We start from the raw sequence: 15,523 nt of genomic DNA on the forward strand, positions 1-15,523 counted from the left end.
GTTTAAAGGGGTAGGTAGCAATGAAATATAGAAGTGTATTCGATATTATTGGCCCGGTAATGGTCGGTCCGTCTTCTTCACATACAGCAGGGGCCGTGAGAATCGGTCTTGTCGCACGTGATTTATTCGGCGGGACACCGAAGCAGGCGGATATTTATTTATATGGTTCATTTATGGAGACTTACAGAGGACACGGCACAGATGTCGCGTTAGTCGGCGGACTGATGGGATTTGATACAGATGATTCCCGTATTCCTCAGGCGCTGAACATTGCGAAGGAACAGGGCATGGTTGTCTCATTCATCGAGATGAGTGAGGAGAAGAGTCATCCGAACACTGCCGTCATTCATATGTCAGACGGCGATAAAGAACTGACGATCGAAGGGATATCCATCGGCGGCGGTAAAATCGAAATTGTCGCGTTAAACGGCTTCCCTATTGCCATATCAGGCAACTATCCGACACTGCTTGTCTTTCACCAGGACACGTTCGGCTCTATTGCGAGCGTGACACAGATTTTAGGCAGACATCAGATCAACGTCGGTCAGATGCAGGTGTCCCGTAAAGAGAAAGGCGACATCGCGTTAATGACGTGTGAACTGGATGATCAGATCACTGAAGAGGTTTTAAATGAAATAAGAGCTTGTCAGGGGATACAGACAGTAACCTTGATGGAAGAGTCATAAGGAGGACATGATGTTTAAAAGTGTAGCAGAACTCGTAACGATTTGCGAAACAGAGAACAAAAAAATATATGAAGTGATGATCGAGCAGGAGATGGCAGTCTCTAAACGCTCTTATGAAGATATATACAAAGGAATGGAACGCAACCTGGAGGTCATGGAGCAGGCGGTTGAACGCGGACTGAACGGCGTGCAGAGTCCGACAGGTCTGACAGGCATGGATGCCGTTAAAATGCGTGAATATATTGAGAAAGGCAACATGTTAAGCGGTGAGCTGCTGCTTGATGCAGTTGCGAAAGCAGTCGCGACAAACGAAGTGAATGCTGCGATGGGCTTAATCTGTGCGACACCGACAGCCGGCTCTGCAGGGGTGGTACCGGGCACGTTGTTCGCCGTGAAAAATAAACTCAAGGCGACTCGAGAAGATATGGTGAACTTCCTGTTCACAACAGGCGCATTCGGCTTTGTCGTAGCGAACAATGCTTCTATTTCCGGTGCTGCCGGCGGCTGTCAGGCGGAAGTCGGCTCGGCTGCTGCGATGGCTGCAGCGGCGATCGTAGAAATGGCGGGCGGTTCACCGAAACAATCTGCTCATGCATTTGCCATCTGCATGAAAAATATGCTCGGTCTAGTATGCGACCCGGTTGCAGGACTCGTTGAAGTGCCATGTGTTAAACGTAATGCAGCCGGTGCTTCCAATGCCATCGTCTCAGCAGATATGGCGCTTGCAGGCATCGAAAGTCGTATTCCGACTGATGAAGTCATTGAAGCGATGTACAAAATCGGTCAGACGATGCCGAGTGCACTGCGTGAAACAGGACGCGGCGGCCTGGCGGGCACTAAGACAGGACAGGAAATGAAAGAAAGAATTTTCGGTTCCAATGCACAATCAACATTTAATTGAGTCTGAATGTCCATTAACAGAATTAAAAGGTGTCGGCCCGCAGACGGTGCTCAAGCTGAATGATCTCGGCATCCATTCGCTGACTGATATCGTGCTGCATCTGCCGTATCGCTATGAGGACGAATCCATTGTCGATATCAACACGGCGGCGGACGGCGAGAAAATAACGGTGGCGGGGGAAGTATATAGTTCTCCGCAACTGAGTTATTTTGGCAGAAGCCGCTCGAAAACAGCCTTTCACATGCTGGTGAACCAAGTGGCGGTCAGAGTCGAGTTTTTTAACCAGCCGTACATCAAGCATCAAGTCGTGCTCGGCGAGACAGTGACCGTCACCGGTAAATGGCAGCGGTCCAAGCAGATCATTCAAGGCAGCAAATTTTCAGCGACAGTGACTGACAGCTCGGACAAAGCGCTTGTGCCGCAGTACAGCTTGAAAGGTCAGCTGAAGCCGAAGCAGTTTCAGAAGTTAGTGGCACAGGCGTTATCGCTCACTGACATCACGCCAATGATTCCTGATGACCTCGCAGCGAAGTATAAGCTGTGGGATTTAAAGCAGGCGGTCGAGACACTGCATTTTCCGGCGGATGATTCCAGCCTGAAGCAGGCGAAACGAACGTTTGCTTTTTGCGAACTGTTTTTATTTCAGCTGAAGATGAGAATGCTGAATATGAAGGAGCATCAGACCGGTCTTGCGGTCGGTATCAATTATGATATAGACGCAGTCAAGGCGTTCATTGAGACACTGCCGTTTGAACTGACTGAAGCGCAGAAGAAGAGCGTCAATGAAATATTCCGGGACATCAAACTGCCGCTGCGCATGAACCGTCTGCTGCAGGGAGACGTCGGTTCCGGTAAAACAGTGGTGGCTGCGATTGCCATGTATGCCCTTATGACAGCCGGCTATCAGAGTGCGCTCATGGTACCGACAGAGATTCTCGCGGAACAGCATGCAGAAAGTCTTGCAGCTCTCTACAAAGACAGCTGCCGTATCGCCCTGCTGACGAGTTCAGTCAAGGGCAGAAAGCGGCGTCTCCTGCTCGAACAGCTGGCAGCAGGAGAGATCGACATGATTGTCGGTACGCATGCCCTCATCCAGGACGAAGTACGGTTCAACCGGTTAGGACTGGTCATCACGGATGAGCAGCACCGCTTCGGCGTCAATCAGCGGAAACGACTGCGCGAAAAAGGCGAAGAGGCGAACGTGCTCTTTATGACGGCGACACCGATACCAAGAACACTGGCGATCTCTGTGTTCGGAGAAATGGACGTCACGACAATCCGTGAGATGCCAAAAGGCCGTAAACCGATTATCACGTCATGGGCGAAACATGAGGAGATGCCGATTATTTATCAGAGGACGGCAGACGAACTGAAGAAAGGCAGACAGGCCTATGTTATCTGCCCGCTCATAGAAGCATCCGAGAAACTGGATGTGCAGAACACCGTCGCTGTCTACGAGGAGTTCTGCCGCCAGTTCGGTGCGGAGCGGGTCGGCCTGCTGCACGGCCGCATGTCGTCAGAAGAGAAAGATGCGGTGATGGAGCGGTTCAGCAGACACGAGATATCAATTTTAGTGTCGACGACCGTCGTTGAAGTCGGGGTCAATGTGCCGAATGCCACGATGATGATCATTATAGATGCTGAGCGGTTCGGTCTGTCGACACTGCATCAGCTGCGCGGCCGCGTCGGGCGGAGCGATCAGCAGAGTTACTGCCTATTAATCAGCAACCCGTCAACAGAGACCGGAATTGAGCGGATGCAGATCATGTGTCAGACGACTGATGGCTTTGTCCTCAGTGAGAAAGACCTTGAGATGCGCGGCCCCGGCGACTTTTTCGGCGTGAAGCAGAGCGGGCTGCCGGATTTTAAAGTCGCAGATATTGTTGAAGATTACCGCATGCTTGAAGTGGCGCGTGACGAAGCAGCGGCAATGATCTTAAGCGGTGCGATTGATAGACCTGAAAACAGCGGCCTGAAAAATCGGCTGCAGCTGGAACTGAACACGCTGGAGATTGATTAAGCGGGCTGATGCTGAAATGGAGGAGAAAACTGATGAGAGGATTACGAGCACTCGGCGTGCTATTTATAATGGCAGCTCTTGTGCTGTTTTTCTGGCAGAATATCCGGGCTTACTTCACGGATAGAGTGAACCATCAAGTGATTACTTCCTTTGAACAGCAGGACAAAGCGCCTGAAGTCAATCCACTCGAGCGGTGGATCACTCAGACAGACCCGGAAAAAGTGACGCTGAAGAAGAACATGCTCGGCTATTTAGAAATACCGGCAGCGGGCATTAACGAGCCGCTGCTGAAAGGACCGGCGACACAGGCTAACTTAGAGAATGGTGTCACGCTTGTAGAGAAGGATGAACAGTTATCTGAACAGAATATCGCCATTGCAGGCCACCGGGTCGAAGGAGCAGGCATCAGGTTCAATTATCTCGGCCGCGCCAACAAGGGGGATAAAGTCATCCTCGTGACAAAGGGCGGAAAGAAAGTGTATGAGATTTATGACAGTTATAAGGTCAATCCGTCACAAGTGTCCGTGCTGAATGAACATCCGGGCAGACCGCAGGAGCTGACTTTGATTACATGTGATTCCTATAACCCTGACACGCTGCTCTTTGAAGAGCGGCTCATCGTCAAGGCACGTATTGTGAGAGGCGCTTAACAGCTGCTGGAGTGAACGACTGACTCCAGCGGTTTTTTTGTGCAGCAGAGTGTAGAACTACAGTCTGTAAATGTTTGCACAAACTTTAGAAGTTGTTTATACTAAGTACAAGTATTAGTACCAACTACTAAGACAGGACTTGAAGATATGAAAAAATTAACGAAGGCTGAACGCCAGCAGCAGCTGCAGACCATATTGAATGACAACCCTTTTCTGACCGATGAGGCGCTTAGTCAGACGTTCAATGTCAGCATCCAGACAATCCGGCTGGATCGACTTGAGAAGAACATTCCTGAGCTGCGTGAACGTATTAAAGATGTTGCCTGTCAGAACAGGGATGAAGTGAAGGCGCTGCCGATTGATGAAGTCATCGGTGAGATTGTTGAACTGCAGCTGGATAAAGTGGCGATCTCTATTCTTGATATCCAGGATGAGCATGTGTTCCACCGCAATAAGATTGCCCGCGGTCATTTCCTGTTTGCTCAGGCCAACTCACTTTGTGTGGCGCTGATGGATGATGAATTCGCCTTGACGGCAAAGAGTGAGGTCAAGTTTGTCAGTCCGGTCAAGCTCGGTGAACGGGTCATCACGAAAGCACTGCTTGTCGAGAAGAAAAACAACAGGGCGGTCATCGAAGTGGTCAGCACGGTCAAGCAGCGTATGGTATTTACAGGTAAGTTTGAAATGTATTATGTGAGTGAAGGTGAAAATAATGATTAAAATTGCGGTTGATATGATGGGTGGAGACAATGCTCCGGATGTTGTGCTTGACGGCGTTAAAATGCTGCTCGATGAATACGATGACGTCGAAATCCAGCTCTTCGGTGACCAGGAGAAATACCGCCTGCAGCATGAACGTATTCAGTTCCAGCATTGTACAGAAGTGATCGATATGGAGGATGAACCGGTCCGCGCCATCAGACGCAAAAAAGATTCTTCTATGGTCCGCATGGCAGAAGCAGTGAAATACGGTGAAGCGGATGCCTGTGTATCGGCGGGAAATACGGGGGCGCTCATGTCATCCGGCCTGTTTATCGTCGGCCGGCTGCCGGGCGTGGAAAGACCGGCACTTGCGCTGACGCTGCCGACTGTAGATGACAGCGGATTCATCCTGCTTGATATGGGGGCCAATGCCGACGCCAAGCCGGAGCACCTTGAGCAGTATGCGGTCATGGGCAATGTTTATGCCAAAGCAATCCGCAAAATAGAGCGGCCGACGATCGGTCTGCTGAATATCGGCACAGAGGATAAAAAAGGGAACATGCTGACACGTGAAGCCTTCACACTGCTGAAGGCGCAGGACCCGTTGAACTTCATCGGCAACGTTGAGGCGAAGGATTTATTGTTCAGTGCAGCTGACGTCGTTGTGACAGACGGTTTCACCGGCAATATGGTGCTTAAGTCACTGGAAGGTACAGCGAACAGCATCTTCACCATGCTGAAACAGCAGCTGACGAAAAACATGAAGAACAAACTGGCAGCAGGTGTGCTGAAAAAAGATATGAATCTTATTAAAGACAAAATGGACTATTCGGAGTACGGCGGCGCTATATTATTCGGCTTGAATGGGATCGTCATTAAAGCACACGGCTCATCCAACGCCAGAGCGATTTTCAATGCACTCCGCCAGGCGAAGGAAACAGTAGAAATGAATGTGCTAGAAACTATGAAACGAGAGGTTGTCCGAAATGACTAAACGCGCACTGCTCTTTCCCGGTCAGGGAGCCCAGAAGCTTGGGATGGCGAAAGATATATACGACGAACTGGAGAGCGGCCGGGCATTTCTTGACCAGCTGAACGCTGCACTTAACTTTGATGTGCTTGAGCTCATGTTCAATGATGAAGCACAGCTCGGTCTGACCCAGTATACCCAGCCGGCCATTGTCAGCCATAGCACGGCTGTCCTGAATGAACTGACAATCGATTATGACTATACTGTCGGTCACAGCTTAGGCGAATATGCAGCGCTTGTCGCAAGCGGCGTGCTGACTGCGGAAGATGCCGTCAAGATTGTTGCTAAACGCGGTGAACTGATGGCGACGGCCTTTCCGAAAGGCACCGGCTCCATGGCTGCGGTACTCGGCTTGACAGTGGAGGAAGTGACGGCTATCTGCGAACAGCTGTCTACACCGGAACTGAAAGTGGAACCGGCCAACTTGAACTGTCCGGGTCAGATTGTTGTCTCTGGGCATCAGGAAAAAATTGATGCGTTCGTGCGGGACGGTAAGTCGCTCGGCGCAAAACGTGTCCTGCCGCTTAATGTCTCAGGACCATTCCATTCATCGATGATGGAATGCATCGCTGAGGAGTTCGGTGCCTTTTTAGAGACGTTCACATTTAATGATGCGGTAGTACCGGTCGTTCAGAATACGACCGCACGGCCTGTGACTGATAAAGACGAAATTAAGCAGCAGCTGATCAAACAGCTGTATTCACCCGTCCGCTTTGAAGAATCGATCCGTTATTTAATCGAGCAGGGTGTCACTGAATTTGTAGAAGTAGGACCGAACAAAGTATTGAGCGGTCTCATCAAAAAAATCGACCGGAATGTCACGCTCACAGCGCTCGGCACGGTTGAAGAAATTAAAGGGTGGAATGCACAATGACAACAGCATTAGTAACCGGCGCGTCAAGAGGAATCGGCAAAGCCATTGCACTGCAGCTCGCAAAAGATGGCTTTGACGTCGTAGTCAACTATGCCGGCAGTAAAGAAAAAGCGGAGCAGGTCGTAGACGAAATCAAGGCGCTCGGCCGTGAAGCCGTTGCCGTCCAGGCGAATGTTGCCGTCAAAGAAGAAGTGGCGGCCATGGTCAAAGAAACGATCGAGAAGTTCGGGACGATTGACTGCGTTGTGAACAATGCAGGGATTACGCGCGACAATTTGATGATGCGCATGAAGCAGGACGAGTGGAGTGACGTCATCGACACTAACCTGACAGGCGTCTTCAACGTCGTGCAGGGTGTCACTCGTCAGCTGCTGAAGCAGAGAAGCGGTACCATCATCAATATCAGCAGCGTCGTCGGCACTATCGGCAATGCCGGACAGGCGAACTATGTCGCAGCGAAAGCCGGTGTAGAAGGACTGACAAAGACCTTTGCACGTGAACTGGCATCCCGTCACATTACAGTGAACGCGATCGCACCGGGTTTTATCGTCTCTGATATGACAGACCAGCTGAACGAGGACATCCAGTCAGCGATGAAAACCCAGATTCCGCTCGGAACATTCGGTCAAGTAGAAGATGTGGCATATGCGGCTAGCTTTTTAGCGTCTGATAAGGCAAAATATATAACAGGGCAGACTTTGCACGTCAACGGCGGCATGGTCATGAACTAATGTTCAGGCCATCATTTGAAGGAGGTGAGATCATGGCAAACTTCGATAAAGTAAAAGAAATCATCGTCGACCGTTTAGGTGTCGATGCTGAAAAAGTAACTCCTGAAGCGTCTTTCAAAGATGATTTAGGTGCTGATTCTTTGGACATCGCAGAATTAGTAATGGAATTAGAAGATGAATTCGGTATGGAAATTCCTGATGAGGAAGCAGAAAAAATCAACACTGTTGGTGACGCTGTATCATACATTGAATCATTAGATAAATAATCGATCAGCGATTTTTACGTCTTGAATGCTTCCTCGTGAAGACTGCAAGGCGTTTTTTTAGTTCTCTAGATGATAATCGGCGGTTTACTAGGAAGCATCATCTTATTTAGCCATTTTTTCTTTTTTTTCATGCAGGAATGACGTAAAATAAAGGGATAATAAAAGGAGGTAGCATATGAGTAAGAAACAAGCGATATTAAAAGATTTTCACAGCCGGCTGGCGCTGAAAATGACTGAGCTGAATATTAAGCCGGATAATTTAAAACTGTATGAACAGGCATTTTCTCATTCAAGCTTCATCAATGATTTCAAGATGGAGAAGCTGAAAGATAATGAACGTCTCGAATTCCTCGGTGATGCGGTGTTAGAATTGGTGGTTTCTCAATATTTATTCCGAGAACATAGCGATATGTCAGAGGGTAAGCTGACGAAATTAAGAGCAGCTATTGTCTGTGAGCCATCACTTGTAACATTCGCGAATAAACTTGAATTTTCCCGGCTGATTCTACTCGGTAAAGGTGAGGAGAAGACAGGGGGCAGAAATCGTCCGTCACTGATCGCGGATGTCTTTGAAGCGTTCATCGGAGCGCTGTTTCTTGACCTCGGGTTTGAGGCAGCGGTCAAGTTTGCGGATCTTGCGATCATCCCGCATATCAATGAGGAGCTGCTGGCAGGAATTTTAGATCATAAGACATTTCTGCAGGAATATCTTCATCAGCAGGGGCTGGGGCAGATTGTCTATCGTCTTGTAGAAGAAAACGGCCCGGCGCATCACAAGGAGTTCACTTCAGAAGTGGTGCTCGATACAAAGGTGATCGGCCGCGGTACGGGGCGTACGAAGAAAGAGTCAGAGCAGCAGGCAGCACGCATTGCGCTCGAAACGATTCAGTTAGGAGTATAGCATGGTGTATTTGAAAGGGGTTACGGCCTATGGCTTTAAATCATTCGCTGATAAGACTCATGTGACATTCGGCCGCGGAGTCACGGCGATTGTCGGGCCGAACGGTTCAGGTAAAAGTAATATTACAGATGCCATCCGCTGGGTGCTCGGGGAGCAGTCAGCCAGAAACCTGCGGGGTGCGCGCATGGAAGATGTCATCTTTTCAGGGGCTGAGAACCGGCAGCCGCTGAACTACGCGGAAGTGACGCTGAAGCTTGACGAGGCAGGTCAGCTGATTGACGGCGCGGCGGAGATTGAAGTGACGCGCCGGCTGTATCGCTCAGGAGAGAGTGAATATTTTCTGAATCATAATAAAGTCCGGCTGAAAGATATCACGGAGCTGTTTTTGGATACAGGTCTCGGTAAAGAAGCGTTCAGTATCATCTCACAGGGCAAAGTGGACGAAATATTGAATGCGAAGCCGGAAGACCGCCGGCAGTTGATCGAGGAAGCGGCCGGCGTCCTGAAGTACAAGAAGCGCAAAAAAGAGACGGAGTCAAAGCTCAGTGAGACGGTAGGCAACTTAGCACGCGTCAACGATATTATCTTTGACCTGGAAGGCCGCGTGGAGCCGCTGAAGATGGAGGCGGCGATTGCGCTGGAATACCAGGAGCTGCTGCAGGAGATGAAAGATGCCGACATCCAGGTCACGGTGTTTGACATCACTCAGTTGAAGACTCACTACAGCCGGCTTGAGCAGGAAATCAAAGAGTACGAAGAAATGATTTTAATCAAGCAGGACAAAGTGACACGGCTTGAGCAGCAGATCGGACAGGCAGCCGCTGACAAATCACTGGCGGCAGCCGAACTTGACAAGCTGACGGCGCGGCTGCTCGAGCTGACGGAGACAATAGAGCGGACGCAAGGACAGTATCACCTGCTGGCAGAGAAGAAAGAGAACCATGCCGCCTCAACAGCACGGCTGCAGCGTGAACTGACGAGACTGTCAGCAGAAAGCAGAGAAGCCCGGCAGCGTCATGATGACAGCATCAAAACCATTGACGAAGCTAAGCAGGCAGTCAAACAGCTGCGGGCAGAAGAACGCGCGCTTGAACAGAAGCTGACGGCGCTGAACAGTGACGTCGACCAGCTCGTGGAAGAGGCGCGTGGTAATTACTACGAGACGTTAAGCGAGCAGACGGCGAATAAAAATGAGCTTAAACTGATCGAGCGGCAGCTGGAACAGCTGGCTGGTTATTTTGCGAGCCACAAGGTGGACGCGGCGGACCGTGACAATTACGAGCAGGCTGATAAAGCACATCGAATGAAGCAGCAGCAGCTCACTGAGCTCGAGCAGCAGTTAACCGCTGCCCGCGAAGCGTATAAGCAGGAAGCGCTCAAAGTCAGCAGTCTGAATCAGACGTATAAGACAGAAGAAGAAAACTTATTTAAAGCTTACCGTTACATCGAGCAGCTGACATCAAAACATGAGAGCATTGTCGCTATGCAGGCGGAATTCCAGGGCTATTTCCAAGGTGTACGGGCTGTCTTGAAAGATGGCTCATTACCCGGCATTCACGGCGCTGTGGCAGGGCTGATTGATATTGACGCTCTGTATCAGACGGCGCTCGATATTGCGCTCGGCGGCCAGCTGCAGAGCATTATTACAGAAGATGAGGACAGCGCCCGCACAGCGATTGCAGCGCTCAAGAAGAAGAAAGCAGGAAGAGCGACATTTCTGCCGCTGACGACTATCAAGAAGCGGGAACTGCCGGAGTCAGTCAAACTTCAGTTGACAGAGCAGGCAGGCTTTGTCGGTGTGCTGTCAGACCTCATCACAACAGACAGGCGCTATCAGGCAGTGATCCAGAACTTGACCGGCCTGACTATTATCGCCGATACACTCCCGCACGCTAACCAGCTGGCACGCATCGTCAACTATAAGTACCGCATCGTGACACTTGACGGCAATGTGGTGAATCCGGGCGGCTCGATGACCGGCGGCAGTCTGAATCAGCCGTCGCTGCTGCTAAAGCAGAAAGAAGAAGAACGAGCACTCGCCCTTAAAATCAGCACATACAAGACATCGGCGACAGCACTTGAGGCGAAAGTCGCCGCACTGAAAGAAGAACTGGCAGAAGCGGAACATTATGGCCATACATTAAGAGCGCGCGGGGAAGCACTGGCGGAAGACCGCCAGGAGAAAATGCTTGAACTGACGCAGCATGAGCAGAAGCTCGCGCAGCTGCAACGTGCGAATGAGGCGTTCGCTGAACTCGCAGACCGCCGTCAGGAGCATACAGAGCTTAAAGAGCAGGCGGCTGACCTCAGACAGCGCGTGTCACGCCGCGAGGAAGAGCTGGCACACATTCAGCAGCAGCTGGAAGACTATACGGTATTCCGCACTGACAGCAGAACGCTCGAAAAAGAAGTCAGTGCCGAACTGAATGATCTGAGAAGCCGCCGCATCATCCAGCAGGAACGGCTGAAGTATCAGGAGGAGCAGTCCGCGCAGATTCAGCAGCAGCAGACGCAGCTCGAGCAGCAGACGCTTGAACTGACTGCACAGAACGCGCTGACGTCAGTGGAAGAGATGACCGCTAAAATCAGTGAGCTGTCAACGACACTTGCTGATATGCAGCACGACCGCACGACTGTCCAGCAGCAGCTGGAAACATGGAGGTCAGAACTACAGGCGCAGGAAGACAGCCTGAGTCAGGCCCGGCACCATTACAATGAAGGGATGCGGCAGATCAGCGGCCTTGAGAACGGCATCGGCGAAATGAAAGCCCGCTACTCAAGAATTGATGTGCAGCTTGAGAACTTGATCTATCACCTGCTGGAAGACTATCATATGACATATGAAGCGGCGGCAGCTGATTATACGGACGATAGCGACATCGATGCGCTGAGAAAACGCGTCAAGCTGACGAAGGCATCGATTGAAGAACTGGGACCGGTCAACATCGGTGCCATCAAGCAGTATGAGGAAGTGAAAGAACGCTATGACTTCCTGACTGAGCAGGAAAACGATCTGCTGGCAGCGAAAGCGACACTCGAAACAGTCATCAAGGAGATGGACAGTGAAGTGATGACACGCTTCACGGAGACATTCAAGCAGGTGCAGCAGCATTTCAATGTGGTGTTCAGTGAGCTGTTCGGCGGCGGCATCGGTGAGTTGACATTAAACAGCGATGACCTCTTAACAGCAGGCGTTGACATGACAGTGGAGCTGCCCGGCAAGAAACGGCAGCAGCTGACACTGCTGTCAGGTGGTGAGCGGGCGTTGACTGCCGTTGCCCTGCTGTTTGCCATTCTGAAAGTAAGAAGTGCGCCGTTTGTCATACTTGATGAAGTGGAGGCGGCGCTCGACGAGGCGAACGTCGTCCGTTTCGGCAGTTACTTGCAGACATTGAGCGACGACACACAATTTATTGTCATCACGCACAGAAAAGGTACAATGGAAGCAGCGGATAGACTTTACGGCGTCACGATGCAGAACTCCGGCATCACTCAGTTAGTCAGTGTCAATTTAAATGAACTGGACCATAATAAAGTTAAGGAGCTGACACAATGAGTTTTTTTAAACGATTAAAAGATAGATTTGTAGCACCAGAAGAAGAACAGGAACAGTTACAGCCTTTAGATGAACCCGTTCCAGCCGATGAACCCGTTCCAGCAGAACCAGTCAAGCCGAAGAAAAAGGCGGACGACTGGGACTTCAGCTTTGATGACGAAGATTTAATGTCCATCGAAGAATTCGAGGAGCTGGAAGCGCAGCAGATCGGTGCGAAGTTCCGTCAAGGACTGGAAAAATCCCGTGAGAATTTCCAGAACAGACTGAATGACTTATTAGCGCACTACCGGACAGTCGATGAAGATTTCTTTGAAGCACTGGAAGAAATGCTGATCCAGGCGGACGTCGGCTTCAACACGGTGATGGAGCTGGTCGAATCATTAAGGTTTGAAGCCAAGCGTCAAAATATTACTGAAACAGCTGACCTCCGTGAAGTCATTGTTGAGAAAATTGTGGAAATTTATGAGCAGGAAGACGATGAGCTGCAGGCGATGAATATTCAGGAAGATGGTCTGACGGTCATCCTGATGGTCGGTGTCAACGGTGTCGGTAAGACGACGACTATCGGTAAGCTTGCACACCGCTACAGACAGCAGGGCAAGACAGTCATGCTGGCAGCAGGTGACACGTTCCGTGCAGGAGCGATTGAACAGCTGCAGATCTGGGGCGACCGCGTCGGCGTGGAAGTCGTGAAGCAGAGCGAAGGATCAGATCCGGCCGCAGTCATGTTTGATGCAGTCAATGCCGCGAAAGCGAAGAAAGTCGATATATTGATCTGTGATACAGCAGGCCGGCTGCAGAATAAAGCGAACTTGATGAATGAGCTGCAGAAAGTGAAGAAAGTCATCTCAAAATCTGTGCCGGGTGCACCGCATGAAGTGCTGCTGGCATTAGATGCGACGACTGGACAGAATGCACTTGTGCAGGCGAAGGCCTTCAAAGAAGTGACTGACGTCACAGGTATCGTGCTGACGAAGCTTGACGGTACAGCTAAAGGAGGTATCGTCCTTGCGATCCGTAACGAACTGCACATCCCTGTGAAGTTTGTCGGACTTGGTGAGAAGCTGGATGACCTGCAGCCGTTTGACGCAGAAAGCTATGTCTACGGCTTGTTCGCAGATATGATTGAAGCGAGCGGTGTTGAATCTGACACAGCGGACGACACAGAAACGACTGATCCTCATGCAGGATGATCTGAACAAAACGATGCGGATGAACTATCTCTTTGATTTCTACCAGGGGCTGCTGACCGATAAGCAGCGCAACTATTTAGAGCGCTATTATCTGGAAGATGAGTCACTGTCAGAAATCGCAGAGACATTTCAAGTGTCCCGTCAGGCGGTTTATGATAATATAAGACGGACTGACGAACTGCTTGAGGATTATGAGCAGAAGCTCGGGCTACTGAAGAAGTTTGAACAACGTAAAGCACTGCTGGATGATATGAAAGCAAGCTTAACACAGCAGGACACAGCGCTGCTGAAGCTGATAGAACAAATAGAATCGATTGAATAGAGGTGTGTCATATGGCATTTGAAGGATTATCAGAACGACTGCAGGCAACGATGCAGAAGATCAGAGGTAAAGGTAAAGTAACAGAAGCAGATATTAAAGTGATGATGCGTGAAGTCAGACTTGCACTGCTTGAAGCCGACGTCAACTTTAAAGTCGTCAAGCAGTTCGTCGCGACTGTATCAGAACGCGCGCTTGGCAGCGATGTCATGACATCATTGACGCCGGGCCAGCAGGTCATCAAGATCGTCCAGGATGAATTAACACAGCTCATGGGCGGAGAGAATACAGCCATCAACATGAGCAAAAAGCCGCCGACTGTCGTCATGATGGTCGGTCTGCAAGGGGCAGGTAAAACAACCACTGCCGGTAAACTTGCCCTCCTGATGCGGAAGAAATTCAACAAAAGACCGCTGCTTGTCGCGTGTGATATATATCGTCCCGCTGCGATTCAGCAGCTGCAGACAGTCGGTAAGCAGATCGACATCCCGGTGTTCACATTAGGAGACCAGGTGAAACCTGATGAAATCACGCGTCAGGCACTGCAGCACGCAAGAGAAGAACATTATGACTTCGTCATCATCGATACTGCAGGCCGGCTGCATATCGATGAAGCGCTGATGAATGAACTGGTTGATGTGAAGGAAGTCTCAAAACCGGATGAAATCATGCTTGTTGTCGATGCCATGACCGGTCAGGATGCAGTGAACGTGGCAGAGAGCTTCGATACACAGCTTGATGTGACAGGTGTCACGCTGACGAAACTTGACGGTGACACACGTGGTGGTGCAGCACTGTCCATCCGCAGCGTGACACAGAAACCGATCAAATTCGTCGGTATGAGCGAGAAGATGGACGGACTTGAGCCGTTCCATCCTGAGCGCATGGCGTCCCGTATACTCGGCATGGGTGACGTCTTAAGCTTCATCGAGAAAGCACAGGCGTCAGTCGATGAATCAAAAGCGAAGGAACTGGAACAGAAGATGAAGACATCATCATTCACGTTCGATGACTTCCTGGAGCAGCTGGATCAGGTCAAAGCGCTTGGACCGCTGGATGATCTGCTGAAGATGATACCAGGCGCCAACAAGATGAAAGGCGTCAATCAGCTGAACATGAATCCGAAGCAGATCGATCATGTGCAGGCGATCATCCGTTCCATGACGAAAGCAGAGCGTGAGAATCCGGCGATCATCAACGTCTCAAGAAAGCGCAGAATTGCGGCCGGCTCAGGTAGAAGCATGAGCGAAGTGAACCGTCTGATCAAGCAGTTCGACGAGATGAAGAAGATGATGAAGCAGTTCTCAGGCATGAAAAAAGGCAAAAAAGGCAGAAACCCGTTCCAGGGAATGAACCTGCCGTTCTAATATGACAAACAACCGCTGAACAATACGTTCAGCGGTTTTTTTACGGGAAAATAGAGTTATGGCCTAAGTTGAGAGGAAAAGGATGCCTATCCTTAAAGTTATCTTAAAATCTCCAGAATTCATATTGAATCGTCTACACTTAGTTGGACAATTTCTATGTGAATAGATATTGTTAATCTAAAAAAGTAGGCGATTTATTTATGTCACGAGAAAGAAGAAGTTTCAGTCCTGAGTTTAAACTACAGATGGTCAAACTTTATGAGAACGGTAAACCTAGAAATGAAATTGTACGTGAATATGACCTGACGCCTTCGGCATTAGGAAAAT

The 15,523-nt window shown here is 50.0% G+C and carries 15 protein-coding genes; all 15 read left to right on the forward strand.

Annotated elements, in window-relative coordinates:
- The first annotated feature begins 20 nt into the window (after window positions 1-20).
- Window positions 21-686 carry an L-serine ammonia-lyase, iron-sulfur-dependent subunit beta gene (gene sdaAB, locus ERX35_RS02460; RefSeq protein ID WP_149458314.1) on the forward strand — a complete coding sequence of 222 codons (666 nt, stop codon included), beginning with the start codon at window positions 21-23 and terminating at the stop codon, window positions 684-686.
- Between the two features lie 10 nt (window positions 687-696).
- Window positions 697-1,587, forward strand: coding sequence for an L-serine ammonia-lyase, iron-sulfur-dependent, subunit alpha (gene sdaAA / locus ERX35_RS02465; RefSeq protein ID WP_149458315.1), 891 nt, complete (start codon window positions 697-699; stop codon window positions 1,585-1,587).
- The gene (recG, locus tag ERX35_RS02470; RefSeq protein WP_149458316.1) at window positions 1,565-3,607 is read left to right on the forward strand and encodes an ATP-dependent DNA helicase RecG; all 2,043 of its coding nucleotides are present in this window, start codon (window positions 1,565-1,567) and stop codon (window positions 3,605-3,607) included. The genes sdaAA and recG overlap by 23 nt, the downstream gene beginning before the upstream one ends.
- A gap of 32 nt (window positions 3,608-3,639) precedes the next feature.
- Window positions 3,640-4,257 carry a class A sortase gene (locus ERX35_RS02475; protein ID WP_149458317.1) on the forward strand — a complete coding sequence of 206 codons (618 nt, stop codon included), beginning with the start codon at window positions 3,640-3,642 and terminating at the stop codon, window positions 4,255-4,257.
- 147 nt (window positions 4,258-4,404) lie between these two features.
- Entirely contained in the window at window positions 4,405-4,977 is a 573-nt protein-coding gene (gene fapR, locus ERX35_RS02480; RefSeq protein WP_149458318.1) for a transcription factor FapR, read from the forward strand.
- Entirely contained in the window at window positions 4,970-5,953 is a 984-nt protein-coding gene (plsX, locus tag ERX35_RS02485; protein WP_149458319.1) for a phosphate acyltransferase PlsX, read from the forward strand. Before fapR ends, plsX begins: the two co-directional genes overlap by 8 nt.
- Window positions 5,946-6,863, forward strand: coding sequence for an ACP S-malonyltransferase (gene fabD / locus ERX35_RS02490; protein ID WP_149458320.1), 918 nt, complete (start codon window positions 5,946-5,948; stop codon window positions 6,861-6,863). Before plsX ends, fabD begins: the two co-directional genes overlap by 8 nt.
- Window positions 6,860-7,594 (forward strand): 3-oxoacyl-[acyl-carrier-protein] reductase, encoded by a 735-nt coding sequence (fabG, locus tag ERX35_RS02495; RefSeq protein ID WP_149458321.1) that lies wholly within the window; start codon window positions 6,860-6,862, stop codon window positions 7,592-7,594. Before fabD ends, fabG begins: the two co-directional genes overlap by 4 nt.
- A 32-nt stretch (window positions 7,595-7,626) precedes the next feature.
- Window positions 7,627-7,860 (forward strand): acyl carrier protein, encoded by a 234-nt coding sequence (locus tag ERX35_RS02500; protein ID WP_149458322.1) that lies wholly within the window; start codon window positions 7,627-7,629, stop codon window positions 7,858-7,860.
- Window positions 7,861-8,035: 175 nt separating this feature from the next.
- Window positions 8,036-8,761, forward strand: coding sequence for a ribonuclease III (rnc, locus tag ERX35_RS02505; RefSeq protein WP_149458323.1), 726 nt, complete (start codon window positions 8,036-8,038; stop codon window positions 8,759-8,761).
- Window position 8,762: 1 nt separating this feature from the next.
- Window positions 8,763-12,317 carry a chromosome segregation protein SMC gene (smc, locus tag ERX35_RS02510; RefSeq protein ID WP_149458324.1) on the forward strand — a complete coding sequence of 1,185 codons (3,555 nt, stop codon included), beginning with the start codon at window positions 8,763-8,765 and terminating at the stop codon, window positions 12,315-12,317.
- The gene (gene ftsY / locus ERX35_RS02515; protein ID WP_149458325.1) at window positions 12,314-13,510 is read left to right on the forward strand and encodes a signal recognition particle-docking protein FtsY; all 1,197 of its coding nucleotides are present in this window, start codon (window positions 12,314-12,316) and stop codon (window positions 13,508-13,510) included. Before smc ends, ftsY begins: the two co-directional genes overlap by 4 nt.
- A complete protein-coding gene (locus tag ERX35_RS02520) occupies window positions 13,500-13,832 on the forward strand; it encodes a putative DNA-binding protein (protein ID WP_211359959.1) in 333 nt (110 codons plus the stop codon). Before ftsY ends, ERX35_RS02520 begins: the two co-directional genes overlap by 11 nt.
- Before the next feature lie 11 nt (window positions 13,833-13,843).
- Window positions 13,844-15,196, forward strand: a complete 1,353-nt coding sequence (gene ffh, locus ERX35_RS02525) for a signal recognition particle protein (protein ID WP_149458326.1) — start codon at window positions 13,844-13,846, stop codon at window positions 15,194-15,196.
- A gap of 200 nt (window positions 15,197-15,396) precedes the next feature.
- On the forward strand, window positions 15,397-15,523 hold a 127-nt coding region (locus ERX35_RS02530; protein ID WP_149458327.1), incomplete at its 3' end, for a transposase.

Origin of the sequence: Macrococcus equipercicus (assembly GCF_004359525.2) — a bacterium.
GTDB lineage: Bacteria > Bacillota > Bacilli > Staphylococcales > Staphylococcaceae > Macrococcus > Macrococcus equipercicus.

What these genes read in the sequence shown, in the direction of transcription:
- sdaAB (WP_149458314.1), top strand. Translation starts at nt 21, where the DNA reads ATGAAATATAGAAGTGTATTCGATATTATTGGCCCGGTAATGGTCGGT.
- sdaAA (WP_149458315.1), top strand. Translation starts at nt 697, where the DNA reads ATGTTTAAAAGTGTAGCAGAACTCGTAACGATTTGCGAAACAGAGAAC.
- recG (WP_149458316.1), top strand. Translation starts at nt 1,565, where the DNA reads ATGCACAATCAACATTTAATTGAGTCTGAATGTCCATTAACAGAATTA.
- ERX35_RS02475 (WP_149458317.1), top strand. Translation starts at nt 3,640, where the DNA reads ATGAGAGGATTACGAGCACTCGGCGTGCTATTTATAATGGCAGCTCTT.
- fapR (WP_149458318.1), top strand. Translation starts at nt 4,405, where the DNA reads ATGAAAAAATTAACGAAGGCTGAACGCCAGCAGCAGCTGCAGACCATA.
- plsX (WP_149458319.1), top strand. Translation starts at nt 4,970, where the DNA reads ATGATTAAAATTGCGGTTGATATGATGGGTGGAGACAATGCTCCGGAT.
- fabD (WP_149458320.1), top strand. Translation starts at nt 5,946, where the DNA reads ATGACTAAACGCGCACTGCTCTTTCCCGGTCAGGGAGCCCAGAAGCTT.
- fabG (WP_149458321.1), top strand. Translation starts at nt 6,860, where the DNA reads ATGACAACAGCATTAGTAACCGGCGCGTCAAGAGGAATCGGCAAAGCC.
- ERX35_RS02500 (WP_149458322.1), top strand. Translation starts at nt 7,627, where the DNA reads ATGGCAAACTTCGATAAAGTAAAAGAAATCATCGTCGACCGTTTAGGT.
- rnc (WP_149458323.1), top strand. Translation starts at nt 8,036, where the DNA reads ATGAGTAAGAAACAAGCGATATTAAAAGATTTTCACAGCCGGCTGGCG.
- smc (WP_149458324.1), top strand. Translation starts at nt 8,763, where the DNA reads ATGGTGTATTTGAAAGGGGTTACGGCCTATGGCTTTAAATCATTCGCT.
- ftsY (WP_149458325.1), top strand. Translation starts at nt 12,314, where the DNA reads ATGAGTTTTTTTAAACGATTAAAAGATAGATTTGTAGCACCAGAAGAA.
- ERX35_RS02520 (WP_211359959.1), top strand. Translation starts at nt 13,500, where the DNA reads ATGCAGGATGATCTGAACAAAACGATGCGGATGAACTATCTCTTTGAT.
- ffh (WP_149458326.1), top strand. Translation starts at nt 13,844, where the DNA reads ATGGCATTTGAAGGATTATCAGAACGACTGCAGGCAACGATGCAGAAG.